Origin of the sequence: Pseudomonas sp. 86_A (genome assembly GCF_017491705.1) — a bacterium.
Taxonomy (GTDB): Bacteria; Pseudomonadota; Gammaproteobacteria; order Pseudomonadales; family Pseudomonadaceae; genus Aquipseudomonas; species Aquipseudomonas koreensis.
The window spans coordinates 236626-252741 of record NZ_JAFGYS010000012.1; the positions used below are offsets into that span (position 1 = coordinate 236626).

The following is a 16116-nucleotide window of genomic DNA, read 5'->3' on the forward strand; positions in this document are numbered from 1 at the left end:
AGTTTAAAGCCAAGTTCAATCCACGTCACCGCCGGACGGGGTTTGGCCCTCCATAGCGGCTGTGTATACTGGCCGACATTTTAACGCCCTGGAACCTCCTTCGATGGTTGCTCACCTGATTGAATTTGCCACTAACCACTACATTCTTGTCGGTATCTTCGTCGTACTGCTGGCCCTGCTGCTGGCGCACACGATGCAGGGCGGCGGTAAAAGCCTGAGCACCGGCGAACTGACCGCACTGGTCAACAAGGACGCGGGCGTCGTGGTGGATATCCGTCCAACGAAGGATTTCGCTGCTGGCCACATCGTTGGCGCGGTGAACATTCCCCAGGACAAACTGGCTGCGCGCATCGGCGAGCTGGAAAAACACAAGGCCAAGACCATCATTCTGGTCGACGCCCTGGGCCAGACCGCTGGCACCCACGCCCGCGAACTGATGAAATCGGGCTTCACCGCCGCCAAGCTGTCCGGCGGGATTTCCAGCTGGAAAGGCGACAACCTGCCGCTGGTGAAGTGATATGAGCGAAGTCATCGTCTACTCCAGCGATTACTGCCCTTATTGCGTGCGAGCCAAGCAATTGCTCGTGAACAAAGGTGTGGCCTTCAAAGAGATCAAGGTCGATGGCAAGCCGCAGATTCGTGCTGCCATGAGCCAGAAGGCCGGACGCACCTCCGTGCCGCAGATCTGGATCGGCGACAAGCACATCGGCGGTTGTGATGATTTGTATGCCCTGGAGCGCGCCGGCAAGCTCGACGCGCTGCTCAAGGCCTGAACGGCTGCACCCACGTACAGCAATCCCTAAAAGACCCAAGATCAGAAAGGATCTGAGATGACTGACCAACAGAACACTGCAGCCAGCGAAGAAGAAACCGCACCGCAATTCTCCTTGCAGCGCATCTACGTACGCGATCTGTCCTTCGAAGCCCCGAAAAGCCCGGCGATCTTTCGCCAGCAGTGGGACCCGACCGTCGGTCTGGATCTGAACACCCGTCAGAAAGAGCTGGAAGGCGATTTCTACGAAGTTGTGCTGACCCTGTCCGTGACCGTGAAAAACGGTGACGAAGTAGCCTTCATCGCTGAAGTGCAACAGGCCGGTATCTTCCTGATCAAGAACCTGGACGCGGCTTCGATGAGCCACACCCTGGGTGCTTTCTGCCCGAACATCCTGTTCCCGTACGCTCGCGAAACCCTGGACAGCCTGGTAACCCGTGGTTCGTTCCCGGCCCTCATGCTGGCACCGGTGAACTTCGACGCCCTGTACGCGCAAGAGCTGCAGCGCATGCAGGAAGCCGGCGAGACCCCGACCGTTCAATAAGCGGTTCAGCTGTACCCCTGTGGGAGCGAGCCTGCTCGCGAAGGCAGTTTGTCAGTGACATCAATGTTGCTGACAGACCGTAATCGCGAGCAGGCTCGCTCCCACAGTTGTTTTGGGTGTTTATTTGAAGCCGTTCTGCCGCCACGCTTCGTACACGGCCACCGCCACGGTGTTGGACAGGTTCAGGCTGCGGCAGCCTTCGCGCATCGGCAGGCGCAGACGCTGTTCCGCCGGCAGGGCGTCCAGCACCTCTGGCGGCAGGCCACGGCTTTCCGGGCCGAAGATGAACGCATCGCCCGTGACGAACGCAGCATCGTGAAACGGTCGCGAACCCTTGGTGGTAAAGGCGAACAACCGTGGGTTGCCCAGGCTTTCAAGGCAACTGGCGAGGTCGGCGTGGCGCTGCAATGTGGCATATTCGTGGTAGTCGAGACCGGCCCGGCGCAAGCGCTTGTCGTCCATCTCGAAACCCAGCGGTTCGATCAAATGCAGGTGGCAGCCGCTGTTGGCGCACAGCCTGATAACGTTGCCGGTATTCGGCGGAATTTCTGGTTGAAAAAGGATGACGTGAAACATGCACGGCTCCGAAGGTAAAGATGACGCGCATTCTACGCCGCAAGCGGACCCGCGTTCGAAACTATTCCCGCGGGTGATCGGTTCGCTGGCGATTGTCGGTCTGATGATCGGTTTGATGATCGGCCGCCTGACCACACCGGACCCGAGCGTGCTGCAGCAGGTTGAAGTGACGGATGACGGCCTGGTGGTCTGGTTCGACAACGAACCGAAGCTGCATGGCGAAATCATTGATGGCACCGTGGCCCTGTTGTTTCAGGCCGAAGGCCGCGCGCAGAAAGGCCAGCTCAAGCTCAACGGCAAGGACGTCAACTGGCGAACACGGATGAGTGATGGCGGGTTGTTGCTGACGGTGCTGGCGGCGCGGCCGCTGCAGGGGGACTGGGCCGGCAGCCAGGTCGATGACCGCTGGCGGCTGGAGATCCATCTCCGGGAGCAATAAAAGCGGGAATCCCCGGCCTGCCTGTACCAAGGTTCCCAAAACGGGCGGCTCGCCGCCGAGGCGGTTGAGCCGGAGTAAAGAAGGAACCCCTGACCTGCCTGTATCAGAGGCCCCAAAACGGGGTGGACTTCGCCTGCAGCGTCGGTCCGGTGTAAAGAGGGAACCCCCAGCCTGCCTGTACCAAGGATCCCAAAAGGGTGGGTTCGCCGCGATGCGGTTTGAACCCGGTGTTAAAGAGGGGAATCCCCGGCCTGCCTGTACCAAGGTCCCCGAAACGGGTGGTGAATCGAATCACCTGTAAGAGGTATTGCAGGGCGCGTGCCAGGTTTTAATTGGTTGAAACAAAAAAGTTGATCAGAAACGCGAAAGCCCCGTAAAACGGGGCTTTCGCCTATTTGAAGTGTCGAAGTTTTTTTGCGCTAGAGCTGAGTTCCGCTTGGCACGTGGTGCGCGATTGCAGGTCAATGTGCATTGCGGTGGTGCACACGCAAAAAAGATCGCAGCCTTCGGCAGCTCCTACAGGGATATGCGTTCTGTACAGGAGCTGCCGGAGACTGCGATCTTTTCGCGGACGACTAGAGTGCCGAGTTAACCCTCATCCCCCTCATCGTCATCCCCACCATCCACTTTCATCCCCAATTCCTTGATCTTGCGCGTCAGGGTGTTGCGACCCCAGCCGAGCAATACCGCGGCATCACGACGCCGGCCGGCTGTGTGCTTCAGCGCAGTCTCGATCATGATCCGTTCAAACGCCGGCACCGCGCTGTCGAGCAAGCTCGACTGGCCACGGGCCAAGGCCTGATCGGCCCACTGGCGCAGCGCCTGCTCCCAGTTGGTTACCGGCGCCGAATCCTGCGGCAGGCTCAACAACTCTGGCGGCAGGTCGCTGATGTGCACTTCGCGGCCGGACGCCATCACGGTGATCCAGCGGCAGGTGTTCTCCAGCTGCCGCACGTTGCCCGGCCATGGCAGGTTCTTCAGGTATTCCTCGGTCTCGCTTTTCAGCAGCTTCGGCTCCACCGCCAGTTCTTGTGCCGCGCGGCTGAGGAAGTGCTTGGCCAGAGTCGGGATGTCTTCGCGACGATCCGACAGGCGCGGGATGTGGATGCGGATCACGTTGAGGCGGTGGAACAAGTCCTCACGGAATTTCCCGGCGTGCACCAGGGTTTCCAGATTCTGGTGGGTGGCGGCGATGATCCGCACGTCAACCTTGACCGGCACGTGCCCGCCAACGCGGTAGAACTCGCCGTCGGCCAGCACCCGCAGCAGCCGGGTTTGTGTATCTGCCGGCATGTCGCCGATTTCATCGAGGAACAGCGTGCCGCCGTCCGCCTGTTCGAAGCGCCCACGACGCAGGTTGGCTGCGCCGGTGAACGCGCCTTTCTCGTGGCCGAACAGCTCGGATTCCATCAGGTCTTTCGGGATCGCCGCCATGTTCAGCGCAATGAACGGCGAGGCCGCGCGCGGGCTGTGGCGGTGCAGGGCGTGGGCCACCAGCTCTTTACCGGTACCGGATTCGCCGTTGATCAGCACCGTGATATTGGAGTGGCTCAGGCGGCCGATGGCACGAAACACTTCCTGCATCGCCGGCGCTTCGCCGATGATTTCCGGGGTGCGGGTCAGCGCCGGTACCACTTCCAGGCCTTGCTGTTCCTGCGCATGTTGATTGGCGCGTTTGACCAGCGATACCGCCTCGTCCACGTCAAACGGCTTGGGCAGGTATTCGAACGCGCCGCCCTGATACGAGGCCACCGCGCTGTCCAAGTCGGAGTGAGCGGTCATGATGATGACCGGCAACCGTGGGTGCTGTTCGCGAATCCGCGCCAGCAGGTCGAGGCCACTGGCACCCGGCATGCGGATGTCGGAAATGATCACATCAGGCTGCTGACGGGCCAGACGACTCATCACACCATCGGCGCTGTCGAAGCTCTGCGTGGTCATGCCTTCCTGCTGCAAGGCTTTTTCCAGAACCCAACGGATTGAACGGTCGTCATCGACGATCCACACGGTTTCACTACGGCTCATGTCGATGTGGCTCCTTGTTCCAGTGGCAGAAAGATCGAGAACGTGGTGTGGCCTGGATGGCTGTCACACTCGATCAGGCCCTGGTGCTGGCTGATGATGTTCTGGGTAATGGCCAGGCCCAGCCCGGTACCGTCCGGGCGGCCGCTGACCATGGGAAAGAAGATGGTTTCCTGCAGTTCCGCCGGTATCCCGGGGCCGTTGTCGATGATCTCGATCTTGGTCACCAGGCGATGGCGGACGTGGCCGATGGTGAACTGGCGCATGGTCCGGGTGCGCAGGCTGATGCGGCCCAGACGCAACTCGTTCTGGCTGCTGATTGCCTGCATCGCGTTGCGCACGATGTTCAGCACGGCTTGAATCATTTGTTCGCGGTCGATCAACACGTCGGGAATGCTGGGGTCGTAATCGCGCACCAAGGTGATGCAGCCCTGACTTTCCGCTTCGACCAGTTGGCAGACGCGCTCGAGCACTTCATGGACGTTGCACAGGGCCAGCGACGGCAACTTGTTCGAGCCGAGCATGCGGTCGACCAGATTACGCAGACGGTCGGCCTCTTCGATGATCACGTTGGTGTAGTCGCGCAGGCTGTCTTCCGGCAGCTCACGGGCCAGCAATTGCGCGGCGCCACGGATGCCGCCCAGCGGATTCTTGATCTCGTGAGCGAGACCGCGCACCAGCATCTTGCTGGTTTCCTGCTTGGACAGCTGCGCCTCTTCCTTGGTGATCCGCAGCAGCCGGTCACGCGGGTGCACTTCCAGCAGGAGCATGGTCGCGCCGTTGCTTAGGATCGGCGTCACCGCGTAATCCACGGTCAGGGTCTGGCCGGTGAGGGCGGTGAGCATCGCTTCGCGCTTGGTGAACGGGTGCGCCTGTTCGACCGCCTGGCGCAGCGAGTTGAGCGCCTCGGTGGATTCGGTGAACAGCTCGCTGATGAACTGCCCATGGCTGCGCTGACCGCTGATGGCCAGCAGCATCTCGGCCGCCGGGTTCATGTACTCAAGGCGCAGTTCGGCGTCGAGCAGGATGGTGGCGGTGGTCAGGTTGTCGAGCAGCAAACGGTGGATTGCGTCGCTTATGGTCATCTGGACCCCTTTTGGAGCAAGGCGTGCGCGAGAACTAAGCGCTGATGCGAGGAAAATGCAAAAACCAAACCAAGGCTCCGAAAAGAAGCGCTCAACCCCTGAAACAGGCGTTTGACGCTCGTTTGCGTGGCGTCGTGTCGGGGCTGGCGGGTACTTTCGAACCAAAATGGGTTGGAATGTGGGTACGGTGCAGTCTAGTGCACCAATATAGTGCGCAAATCTGAACGGCGTTAGAAGAAACGCAGGAAGGGATTTTTTTCTTCGGCGGGTTTGTCTTTCAGCGGACATTCCGGGCGTACGCCATAGTCTTCGCTGACGCAGGGTTTGACCTGGCGTTTCTGCGCCAGCGAAATGCGCAGCATGTGGAATGGCTGGTTGGCGGTGCGTTCGACGGTGCGGCCCTGTTCATCGAGGATTTCCACCGACAGGTTGTGGCTGCCCCGGTCGATGTTGCTCAGCGGGAACACCGGGCTCAGGCCCGGCTCGCCCGTGGCCTGGCCGTCCAGCAGCAGGCGATAGCGATGGCCGGGTTGCAGGCCCGGTTCGCTGGTGACACTGACGATCACCTCGCCCGCGCTGCTGCGCAGGGTCGCGTCCGGTTCAGGAATCAGAATGCGCAGCATGTCGTAATGGAACAGAGGGGGTTCCGGGGATTTTTGTGCGGCGCTGATCGGCGCCGCAGCCGTGGGGGTGGCCGACATGCGATTGCTGGTCGCGATGGGCACGCGCTTGGCGTTGCCGCGCGGCTGATCGGTGTAGACGCGATTGCCCTGCGCATCGACGTAGGTGAAGACCTCCGCCGAAATCGGCAGGGCGAGCAGGCACAGGATCAGCCAGACACCTCTCATGGCTTGTGTACACGCTGCACGGTAAACACCACGGACGGGCTCTGCTGAATGATCGCCTGACCATCGATCACCTGCACCGCGAGGCGATGCTCGCCACGGTCGACATTCACCAGCTGCAGGATCGGCACGTTGCTGGGCTGGCCGTAAGGTTCATCGTCGAGGATCAGTCTTAATTGGTGCGGCGCCTGCAAACGCGGCTTGATCAGCACGTTGACGGTGAAGGTGCCGTTGTTGGCGCGCAGGGCTTCTTCGCTGGGCAGGCCATTCAGCTCAAGTATCTCGTAGGCGTTGCGTGCAGGTGGACGATTGTCAGTGCTGGTGGGCGCGGGTGCGCTCGGCGCCTGCGGCTCGACGCGGTTCAGCGGTGGCAACTCGACAGGCTGCGCCTTGATGCCGTCTGGCGCGTGATCGCTGTAGACCGTGTTGCCATTGGCGTCGGTGTACTTGTAGATCTGCGCGGCGGCGGGCAGGGCGATCAGCAGCAGGATGTAGAGAAAGGTGCGACCCATGAAAGCGACCGGGAAAGAAAGCGATGGGGTGCAGCATAGGTCAGGGTGGGCGACAGGCCCAAGCCGTTAACAAATGGAATTGAAAAGCCAGGTCAAAAGATCGCAGCCTTCGGCAGCCCCTGCACCGATCCTGGTAGGAGCTGCCGAAGGCTGCGATCTTTTGATCTTCAATAAAAAAAGCCTCCCGAAGGAGGCCTTTTTTGTCACGCCGCGTAGCGCGGCGCTACCGGATCAGCAGCTGTAGTACAGCTCATATTCCAGTGGGTGCACGAAGGTGCGGACCTTGATTTCTTCTTCGGATTTCAGCGCGATGTAGGCGTCGATGAAGTCGTCGGAGAACACGCCGCCCTTGGTCAGGAACGCACGGCCCTTGTCCAGCTCTTCCAGGGCTTCTTTCAGGCTGCCGCAAACTTGTGGGATCTCTTTCGCCTCTTCAGGCGGCAGGTCGTACAGGTTTTTGTCAGCGGCATCGCCTGGGTGGATCTTGTTCTGGATACCGTCCAGGCCGGCCATCAGCAGAGCTGCGAACGCCAGGTACGGGTTGGCAGCCGGATCCGGGAAACGTGCTTCGATACGACGGCCGCGTGGGCTGTTGACGTAAGGAATACGGATCGAGGCGGAACGGTTGCGAGCCGAGTAGGCCAGCATTACCGGAGCTTCGAAACCTGGCACCAGACGCTTGTAGGAGTTGGTGGCCGGGTTGGTGAAGCCGTTCAGGGCCTTACCGTGCTTGATGATACCGCCGATGAAGTACAGGGCGGTTTCGGACAGGCCGGCATAGCCTTCGCCAGCGAAGGTGTTCTTGCCGTCTTTGGCGATGGACATGTGGACGTGCATGCCCGAGCCGTTGTCGCCGTACAGTGGCTTCGGCATGAAGGTCGCGGTGCGGCCGTAAGCGTCAGCAACGTTGTGTACAACGTATTTCAGAGTCTGAACTTCGTCAGCTTTCTTCACCAGGGTGTTGAACTTGACACCAATTTCGTTCTGACCGGCAGTCGCCACTTCGTGGTGGTGAACTTCAACGGTCTGACCCATCTCTTCCAGTGCGTTGCACATGGCAGTACGGATTTCGTGGTCGTGGTCGAACGGCGGAACCGGGAAGTAGCCGCCTTTGATACCAGGACGGTGGCCTTTGTTGCCGCCTTCGATGTCCTGGTCGGACATCCACGAACCTTGTTCGGAGTAGATCTTGAACATCGAGCCGGAGATGTCCGACTTGAACTTCACTTCGTCGAAGATGAAGAATTCTGGTTCCGGACCGGCGAAGACGGTGTCACCGATACCGGTGGTCTTCAGGTATTCCTCGGCGCGGTGAGCGATGGCGCGCGGGTCGCGATCGTAACCTTGCATGGTCGACGGTTCGATGATGTCGCAGACCAGAATCAGGGTCGCGTCTTCGGTGAACGGGTCGAGCACGGCAGTATCGTCGTCCGGCAGCAGGATCATGTCGGAGGCTTCGATGCCTTTCCAGCCAGCGATGGAGGAACCGTCGAACATCTTGCCGACTTCGAAGAAGTCGTCTTCCAGCGCATCGCGAGCCGGCATGGTCACGTGGTGCTGAGTGCCTTTGGTGTCCGTGAAGCGCAGATCAATCCACTTGACGTCATGATCTTTGATGAGTTGAACCGACTTCGACATAGTGTCCTCCGGGTGGCTTAGGGCTTGGTAGTGGATGCCCTTAATATGGGTGATGCCGGCGCAGATACTCTGCCAAGGCAACCTGCCTCACAAGGGAGCAAATTGCATGCCAGTGCCCCACCATGGGTTTTTTGCCCCAAATTCACGCTTGCGACGGTGCAAAGCGCAATAAAGGGGAAAATCTCGCCCCTTAATGTAGCGTGTAAATCTGAAAGTGACCCGTTTTGGTGCGTGTGAAACCTTCTGCATATTAACTGGTTAAACCTTGAGCAATTTCCGCTATAATCCGCGCCCCCCTTTTTCGGCTGGCCCTGCGCGCGCTGTTTTCATGAAACTAATCGTAAAAGTCTTCCCCGAGATCACCATCAAAAGCCGCCCTGTCCGGATGCGTTTCATCCGCCAGCTGGCCAAGAACATCCGCGCCGTGCTCCGCGATCTGGACCCGGCCGTGGTGGTGAACGGTGTGTGGGACAATCTCGAGCTGGAAACCCGCGTTACCGACCCCAAAGCCTTGAAAGAGATGGGCGAACGCCTCACCTGTACGCCTGGCGTCGCGCACTTTTTGCAGATCGCCGAGTACCCGTTGGGCGACTTCGACGACATCACCGAGAAGTGCAAACAGCACTACGGCGATGTGCTGGCCGGGAAGATTTTCTCGGTGCGCTGCAAACGTGCAGGCAAGCACCCGTTCAGCTCGATGGACGTCGAGAAATACGTCGGCAGCAAGCTTCGTCGCGAGTGCGGTGCGGCCGGAATCGACCTCAAGGCGCCGGAAATCGAAGTCCGAATCGAAGTTCGCGACCAACGGTTGTTTGTCATCCACAGCCAGCACAACGGCATCGGCGGCTATCCGCTCGGCGCCCTGGAGCAGACGCTGGTACTGATGTCTGGCGGCTTCGATTCGACGGTTGCCGCCTACCAGATCATGCGCCGCGGCCTGATGGCGCATTTCTGCTTCTTCAATCTGGGCGGTCGTGCCCACGAATTGGGCGTGATGGAAGTCGCGCATTTCATCTGGAAGAAGTACGGCAGCTCGCAACGCGTGCTATTTGTCAGTGTTCCGTTCGAAGAAGTGTTGGGTGAAATTCTCGGCAAAGTCGATAACAGTCATATGGGCGTCGTATTGAAGCGTATGATGTTGCGCGCGTCCTCCGCCATCGCCGACCGCCTGCACATCGACGCCCTGGTAACCGGTGAAGCGATCTCCCAGGTGTCGAGCCAGACCTTGCCGAACCTGTCGGTGATCGACTGCGTGACTGACAAGCTGGTCCTGCGTCCACTGATCGTCGCGCACAAGCAGGACATCATCGACACGGCCAACGAGATCGGCACCGCCGATTTCGCAAAGCACATGCCGGAATACTGCGGGGTCATCTCGGTCAATCCGAAGACCGCCGCCAAACGCCACCGCGTTGAGCACGAAGAGAAAGAATTCGACATGGCGGTCCTCGAGCGTGCGCTCGAAAACGCCAAACTGGTGCCGATCGATCGGGTGATCGACGAATTGGGCCAGGACTTGCAGATTGAAGAAGTCGGCGAAGCGCTGGCCGGTCAGATCGTCATCGACATCCGTCATCCGGATGCGGCCGAGGATGACCCGCTGGAACTCGCCGGCATAGAAGTACAGACGATGCCGTTCTACGCAGTGAACGCTCGTTTCAAGGAGCTGGATCCGACTCGCCAGTACCTGCTGTATTGCGACAAAGGCGTGATGAGTCGCCTGCATGCTCACCATTTGCTCAGTGAGGGGCATGCCAATGTGCGCGTTTATCGACCGAGCTAAGTGCCCGGGGCTGTTTGCCTGTGGCCTGCGTCACCGGCCCCCCGACACCGCCGTCAAGCTGTAACGGCCATGCCGGACACTACTGTTAATCGCTGCCAAGACTTGTCAGCAAACCGAATCCTCTGATCGAGATACACAAGTGATCGAAAATCTACGTAACATCGCCATCATTGCCCACGTTGACCATGGTAAGACCACCCTGGTAGACAAACTCCTGCGTCAATCCGGCACCCTGGAGCGCAACGAGCTCAACGACGAGCGCGTGATGGACTCCAACGACCAGGAAAAAGAGCGCGGTATTACCATTCTGGCGAAAAACACCGCCATCAACTGGAACGGCTACCACATCAACATCGTGGACACCCCGGGCCACGCCGACTTCGGCGGCGAAGTAGAACGCGTAATGTCGATGGTTGACTCCGTTCTGCTGCTGGTTGACGCTCAAGACGGCCCTATGCCGCAAACCCGTTTCGTGACCAAGAAGGCTTTCGAAGCCGGCCTGCGTCCAATCGTGGTGATCAACAAGGTTGACCGTCCAGGCGCGCGTCCGGACTGGGTTCTGGACCAGATCTTCGACCTGTTCGACAACCTCGGTGCGACCGAAGAACAACTGGACTTCCAGGTTGTTTACGCCTCGGCCCTGAACGGCATCGCCGGTCTGGATCACACCGCCATGGCTGAAGACATGACCCCGCTGTACCAAGCGGTAGTCGATCACGTTCCGCCTCCGGCCGTTGACCGTGACGGTCCGTTCCAGATGCAGATCTCCGCTCTGGACTACAACAGCTTCCTGGGTGTTATCGGTGTTGGCCGTATCGCTCGTGGTCGCGTCAAGCCGAACACCCCGGTTGTCGCTATCAGCGCCGACGGCAAGCGCCGCAACGGTCGTATCCTGAAGCTGATGGGTCACCACGGTCTGCACCGCGTTGACGTTGAAGAAGCAGCGGCAGGCGACATCGTCTGCATCAGCGGCTTCGACGAGCTGTTCATCTCCGACACTCTGTGCGATATCAACACCGTCGAGGCGATGAAGCCGCTGACCGTTGACGAGCCAACCGTTTCCATGACCTTCCAGGTAAACGACTCGCCATTCTGCGGTAAAGAAGGCAAGTTCGTGACTTCCCGTAACATCAAGGATCGTCTGGACAAAGAGCTGCTGTACAACGTTGCACTGCGCGTTGAAGAAGGCGACTCGGCTGACAAGTTCAAGGTTTCCGGCCGTGGTGAGCTGCACCTCTCGGTACTGATCGAAACCATGCGTCGCGAAGGCTTCGAGCTGGCCCTGGGCCGTCCTGAAGTGATCATCCGTGAAGTTGACGGCGTGAAGCAGGAACCGTTCGAAAACGTAACCATCGACATCCCTGAAGAATCGCAGGGCAAGGTCATGGAAGAGATGGGTCTGCGTAAGGGCGACCTGAGCAACATGGTGCCGGATGGCAAGGGCCGTGTTCGTCTGGAATACAACATCCCTGCTCGCGGTCTGATCGGTTTCCGTAACCAGTTCCTGACCCTGACCAACGGTGCTGGCATCCTGACCTCGATCTTCGACCGTTACGCTCCAGTGAAGTCGGGCCACATGTCCGGCCGTCAGAACGGCGTTCTGGTTTCGGTTGAAACCGGCAAGGCACTGACCTACTCGCTGGAAACCCTGCAGGCTCGTGGCAAGCTGTTCGTAGAACACGGCCAGGAGATCTACAACGGTCAAATCGTTGGTCAGAACAGCCGCGACAACGACCTGGGTGTGAACCCAACCAAAGGCAAGAAGCTCGACAACATGCGTGCTTCGGGTAAAGACGAAACCATCGCTCTGGTACCACCTGTTCGCTTCACTCTGGAACAGGCTCTGGAATACATCCAGGAAGACGAGCTGTGCGAAGTCACGCCTAAGTCCATCCGTCTTCGCAAGAAGATCCTGGACGAAAGCGAGCGTACCCGCGCTGCCAAGAAAGCCAAGGCGTAATTTAGCCCTGGAATAAAAAACGCCCCCGGTCGCGAGACCGGGGGCGTTTTTGTTTGTCTGCGATTCAAGGCAAAAAAAGATCGCAGCCTTCGGCAGCTCCTACAGGGATACGCATTCCCCTGTAGGAGCTGCCGAAGGCTGCGATCTTTTGATCTTCAGAACTTCTCGATCGACCGTGAATTCTGCACGCGCTCGACTTCTTTCGGCTTGTACGCGCAGTATCCCGGACGCGGGCCGATCTTCGGGTGATTGCGGCAGGTGTCCGGGCGCTTGTCATAAATGGTGCACAGGCGGCTCTTACGATCCAGGTAGTAGCAATCGTTGTTGCTCATGCGCTGCAGGGTGAAGATCCCCGACTTCTGGTTGAAACGCTCGACCAGCCCTTCCTTTTGCAGGCGCTTGGCGATGTTCTTCGGCGGATCGCCCAGCTCGAACTCGTCGACCACACCGATGCGCACCAGGTCCTTGATCTTGACCTCGACCGGCAGGGTGCAGCAGCTGGAGACACAAGAGCCGCACATCGGGGCCGAATATTTGGCCCACGTATCGAGACGGTCGATCTCGGCGGCGGCAATCAGGTTGGGCTTCATCATCGGGAATTACCAGGCGTGTGCATCAGGGCGCGCGATCATACCGGGACTGGTGGATTTTTGAACAACCTTTCGCCAGATTTTTCCAAATGCCGTGGAATTGGCCGTCAGTACGGCACGCCCCCTGCATTCATTAGCCCACTCGCCAAGGTAATGCCGGGCTATCTCACCGTCTTCGGAAAAACTGCAGAACCTGCGCCTCTACCGTCGGTCAGACCGTCTAGGCTCAGACAATTCCACGCTCGCTCGAGGTCCTATCGATGACTCAAGAACCACTAGTTCGCGAAGCAGAGGTGGCCGCATTCCGCGATGCCGTCCTGACCAAGCTCACCTATGCAGTGGGCAAAGACCCGGATCACGCCTTCGACCATGACTGGTTCGAAGCCATTGCCCTGGCGGCGCGCGACCACATGGTCGAACACTGGATGGACCACACCCGGCAGATTTACCGCAAAGGCCAGAAGCGGGTGTATTACCTCTCGCTGGAATTTCTCATTGGCCGCTTGCTCTACGACAGTCTGAGCAACCTGGGCTTGCTTGACGTCGCCCGGGAGGCGCTGACTGAACTCGGCGTCGATCTGGAGCGCATTCGCCTGCTGGAGCCGGATGCGGCGCTGGGCAACGGCGGCCTCGGGCGTCTGGCGGCGTGCTTCATGGAAAGCATGTCGACCCTCGGCATCGCCGGGCATGGCTACGGCATTCGCTACGAGCACGGCTTGTTCCGTCAGGCCATCGTCGATGGCTGGCAGCAGGAACAGACCGAGCACTGGCTGGATTTCGGTAACCCGTGGGAGTTCGAGCGGCCGGAAGTGGTGTACAGCATCGGCTTCGGCGGCAGTGTCGAAACGGTCACTGATGCCAGCGGCAAGACCAAACAGGTCTGGTCGCCCGCAGAAACCGTGCGCGCGATTGCCTACGACACGCCAGTGGTCGGCTGGCGCGGGGCGAGCGTCAACACCTTGCGCCTGTGGCGTGCCCGAGCCATGGAAGATCTGCACCTGGAGCGCTTCAACGCCGGTGACCACCTGGGTGCCGTCGCCGAAGTCGCCCGGGCCGAAAGTATTTCCCGCGTGCTTTACCCGGCCGACAGCACCGAAGCCGGCCAGGAGCTGCGTCTGCGTCAGGAATACTTCTTCGTCGCGGCTTCGCTGCAAGACTTGCTGCGTCGCCATCGCAACATGCACACCTCGGTGCTGACCTTGGGCGATCACGCGGCGATTCAGCTCAACGACACCCACCCCTCGATTGCCGTCGCCGAACTGATGCGGCAACTGGTCGACGTCTACGACGTGGCCTGGGACGCAGCGTGGCAGGTCACCGTCGACACCCTGTCGTACACCAACCACACGCTGCTGCCCGAAGCGCTGGAAACCTGGCCGGTCGGCCTGATGGAACGCATGTTGCCGCGGCACATGCAGATCATCTACCTGATCAACGCGCAGCACATCGATTCGCTGCGGGCCAAGGGCATTCACGATTTCGACGTGCTGCGCGCGGTGTCGCTGATCGAAGAAGACAACGGTCGCCGGGTGCGCATGGGCAACCTCGCCTTCCTCGGTTCGCATAGCGTCAACGGCGTGTCCGGACTCCACACGCAGTTGATGCGCAAGACCGTGTTCGCCGAACTGCACAAGCTCTACCCGGAGCGGATCAACAACAAAACCAACGGCATCACCTTCCGCCGCTGGTTGTTCCAGGCCAACTCCGAACTGACCTCGATGCTGGTCGATGCCCTCGGCCCGGAGGTGCTGGATAATCCTGAAGAACGTTTGCTCGATCTCGAACCGTTCGCCGAGAAAGCCGCGTTCCGCAAAGCCTTCGCCGAGCAGCGCCTGCACAGCAAAAAGGCCTTGGCCTATCTGATTCACGAGCGGTTGGGGATCGCGGTCAATCCGGCGGCGATGTTCGACGTGCAAGTCAAACGGATCCACGAATACAAGCGCCAGTTGCTCAACCTGATGCACACCGTAGCGCTGTATCAGGCGATCCGTGCCGAGCCCGAAGTGGACTGGGTGCCACGGGTGAAAATTTTCGCCGGTAAAGCGGCAGCGAGTTATCACCAGGCCAAGCTGATCATCAAGCTGACCAACGACATCGCCCGGGTGGTGAATAACGACCCGACCGTGCGTGGCTTGCTGAAAGTGGTGTTCCTGCCCAACTACAACGTCAGTCTGGCCGAGAGCATTATTCCGGCGGCGGACTTGTCCGAGCAGATTTCCACTGCCGGTTTCGAAGCCTCGGGCACCAGCAACATGAAGTTCGGCCTCAATGGCGCACTGACCATCGGCACCCTCGACGGCGCCAACGTGGAAATGTGCGAACGCATCGGCGCCGAGCACATGTTCATCTTCGGCCTGAGTGCGCAGCAGGTCGAAGCGCGCAAGCAGAACCACGAGTTCAGCGCCGCGCCGGACATCGCCGCGTCTCATCGTTTGAGCGACGTGCTGCAAGCGATCCGCAGCGGTGTGTTCTCGCCGGATGATACGTCGCGCTACACCGGCCTGATCGATTCGCTGGTGGACTACGACCGCTTCCTGGTCTGCGCCGACTTCGACTCCTACTGGGAAGCGCAAAAACGCGTCGACGCGCACTGGCACGATTCCAACAACTGGTGGCGCTCGGCAGTGCTCAACACGGCGCGGATGGGCTGGTTCTCGTCCGACCGGACCATTCGCGAGTACGCCACTGATATCTGGAAGGCACTGGAGTAAGTTTCCGCTCGGCTCGATATAATCGACGCGCCGCAAAAGATCGCAGCCTGCGGCAGCTCCTACTCAGGTGTTCACATAACCCTGTAGGCGCTGCCGCAGGCTGCGATCTTTTTGGATCAGGCTGCGCTAATCTTCCCGGATTGGCCTTTGCGCTTAGGGATATCGACCATGCAATGGATGTTCATGTTGATCGGGCTGGTGCTCGGCTGGTTGCTCGACGAGTCGTTCAGCGCCGCGTTGCTGGGTGCGCTGCTCGGGCTGGCGATCGGGCAAACGCTGCGTATTGCCCGGCTTGGCACGCAGACCGCCGAACAACAGCGTCAACTTGAACAGGCAAAGGTCGCCTTGCACGCCGTCGAGCAGCGCTTGTTTCTGCTTGAAGGTGTAGGCGGGCGCACCACACCGCCGAGTGTTGAGCCGGTTGCGGACGCCGTCGTCGAGCCGGTCACCGTCGCCGAACAAGCATCCGCCCCCACGCCTGATCTGGTCTGGGAACTGCCCCCCGAACTCGAACCGATCTCTGCCGTCGCCAGCGAAACCAGCCAGCCGCTACCGGCCGATGTCTGGCGTCTGGACGCCGTCAGCGACGAGCCCGCAGCCCCCGCACCCCTCGCCGACCCCCGTGTCCCCAACCTCATC

The 16116-nt window shown here is 59.9% G+C and carries 14 protein-coding genes and 1 pseudogene; 8 read left to right on the plus strand and 7 right to left on the minus strand.

Going from position 1 to position 16116, the window contains the following annotated elements; genetic code table 11:
* Positions 1–103: 103 nt before the first annotated feature.
* From J5M57_RS19765 to secB, 3 genes are read left to right on the plus strand one after another with little or no spacing between them, the layout of a single operon-like run.
* Positions 104–517 (plus strand): rhodanese-like domain-containing protein, encoded by a 414-nt coding sequence (locus J5M57_RS19765; protein ID WP_064585542.1) that lies wholly within the window; start codon positions 104–106, stop codon positions 515–517.
* A 1-nt stretch (position 518) separates the two neighbouring features.
* The gene (gene grxC / locus J5M57_RS19770) at positions 519–773 is read left to right on the plus strand and encodes a glutaredoxin 3 (protein ID WP_207849421.1); all 255 of its coding nucleotides are present in this window, start codon (positions 519–521) and stop codon (positions 771–773) included.
* Between the two features lie 57 nt (positions 774–830).
* Positions 831–1316 (plus strand): protein-export chaperone SecB, encoded by a 486-nt coding sequence (gene secB / locus J5M57_RS19775; RefSeq protein WP_027611264.1) that lies wholly within the window; start codon positions 831–833, stop codon positions 1314–1316.
* Positions 1317–1436: 120 nt separating this feature from the next.
* On the opposite strand, the gene trmL is transcribed toward secB, so the two are convergent.
* The gene (gene trmL / locus J5M57_RS19780) at positions 1437–1892 is read right to left on the minus strand and encodes a tRNA (uridine(34)/cytosine(34)/5-carboxymethylaminomethyluridine(34)-2'-O)-methyltransferase TrmL (RefSeq protein ID WP_207849422.1); all 456 of its coding nucleotides are present in this window, start codon (positions 1890–1892) and stop codon (positions 1437–1439) included.
* On the opposite strand from trmL, the gene J5M57_RS19785 reads away from it, so the two are divergent.
* Entirely contained in the window at positions 1891–2331 is a 441-nt protein-coding gene (locus J5M57_RS19785; RefSeq protein WP_207849423.1) for a hypothetical protein, read from the plus strand. The two genes, trmL and J5M57_RS19785, sit on opposite strands and share 2 nt — an antisense overlap.
* Before the next feature lie 588 nt (positions 2332–2919).
* On the opposite strand, the gene ntrC is transcribed toward J5M57_RS19785, so the two are convergent.
* The 5 genes from ntrC to glnA form a co-directional block, all read right to left on the minus strand.
* The gene (gene ntrC, locus J5M57_RS19790) at positions 2920–4356 is read right to left on the minus strand and encodes a nitrogen regulation protein NR(I) (RefSeq protein ID WP_007961729.1); all 1437 of its coding nucleotides are present in this window, start codon (positions 4354–4356) and stop codon (positions 2920–2922) included.
* On the minus strand, positions 4353–5438 hold the full coding sequence (gene glnL / locus J5M57_RS19795) for a nitrogen regulation protein NR(II) (RefSeq protein ID WP_007961730.1): 1086 nt from the start codon (positions 5436–5438) through the stop codon (positions 4353–4355). Before glnL ends, ntrC begins: the two co-directional genes overlap by 4 nt.
* A 230-nt stretch (positions 5439–5668) precedes the next feature.
* The gene (locus J5M57_RS19800) at positions 5669–6286 is read right to left on the minus strand and encodes a DUF4124 domain-containing protein (protein ID WP_207849424.1); all 618 of its coding nucleotides are present in this window, start codon (positions 6284–6286) and stop codon (positions 5669–5671) included.
* Positions 6283–6795 carry a DUF4124 domain-containing protein gene (locus J5M57_RS19805; protein WP_169842628.1) on the minus strand — a complete coding sequence of 171 codons (513 nt, stop codon included), beginning with the start codon at positions 6793–6795 and terminating at the stop codon, positions 6283–6285. The genes J5M57_RS19800 and J5M57_RS19805 overlap by 4 nt, the downstream gene beginning before the upstream one ends.
* A gap of 231 nt (positions 6796–7026) precedes the next feature.
* Positions 7027–8433, minus strand: a complete 1407-nt coding sequence (gene glnA, locus J5M57_RS19810; protein ID WP_003220788.1) for a glutamate--ammonia ligase — start codon at positions 8431–8433, stop codon at positions 7027–7029.
* A 328-nt stretch (positions 8434–8761) separates the two neighbouring features.
* Here glnA and thiI point away from each other — a divergent pair, with 328 nt between their 5' ends.
* The gene (thiI, locus tag J5M57_RS19815; RefSeq protein WP_064585548.1) at positions 8762–10216 is read left to right on the plus strand and encodes a tRNA uracil 4-sulfurtransferase ThiI; all 1455 of its coding nucleotides are present in this window, start codon (positions 8762–8764) and stop codon (positions 10214–10216) included.
* Positions 10217–10355: 139 nt separating this feature from the next.
* Complete coding sequence (gene typA, locus J5M57_RS19820) at positions 10356–12176, plus strand: translational GTPase TypA (RefSeq protein WP_064585549.1); 1821 nt, start codon at positions 10356–10358, stop codon at positions 12174–12176.
* Positions 12177–12331: 155 nt separating this feature from the next.
* Here typA and J5M57_RS19825 read toward each other — a convergent pair whose 3' ends face one another.
* Positions 12332–12769, minus strand: a complete 438-nt coding sequence (locus tag J5M57_RS19825) for a YkgJ family cysteine cluster protein (RefSeq protein ID WP_007961740.1) — start codon at positions 12767–12769, stop codon at positions 12332–12334.
* Between the two features lie 257 nt (positions 12770–13026).
* Between J5M57_RS19825 and J5M57_RS19830 the strand changes: the two genes are divergently transcribed.
* Positions 13027–15477 carry a glycogen/starch/alpha-glucan phosphorylase gene (locus J5M57_RS19830; protein ID WP_064585550.1) on the plus strand — a complete coding sequence of 817 codons (2451 nt, stop codon included), beginning with the start codon at positions 13027–13029 and terminating at the stop codon, positions 15475–15477.
* Between the two features lie 168 nt (positions 15478–15645).
* Positions 15646–16116, plus strand: a pseudogene (locus tag J5M57_RS19835) (DUF2339 domain-containing protein); the annotation flags it as partial.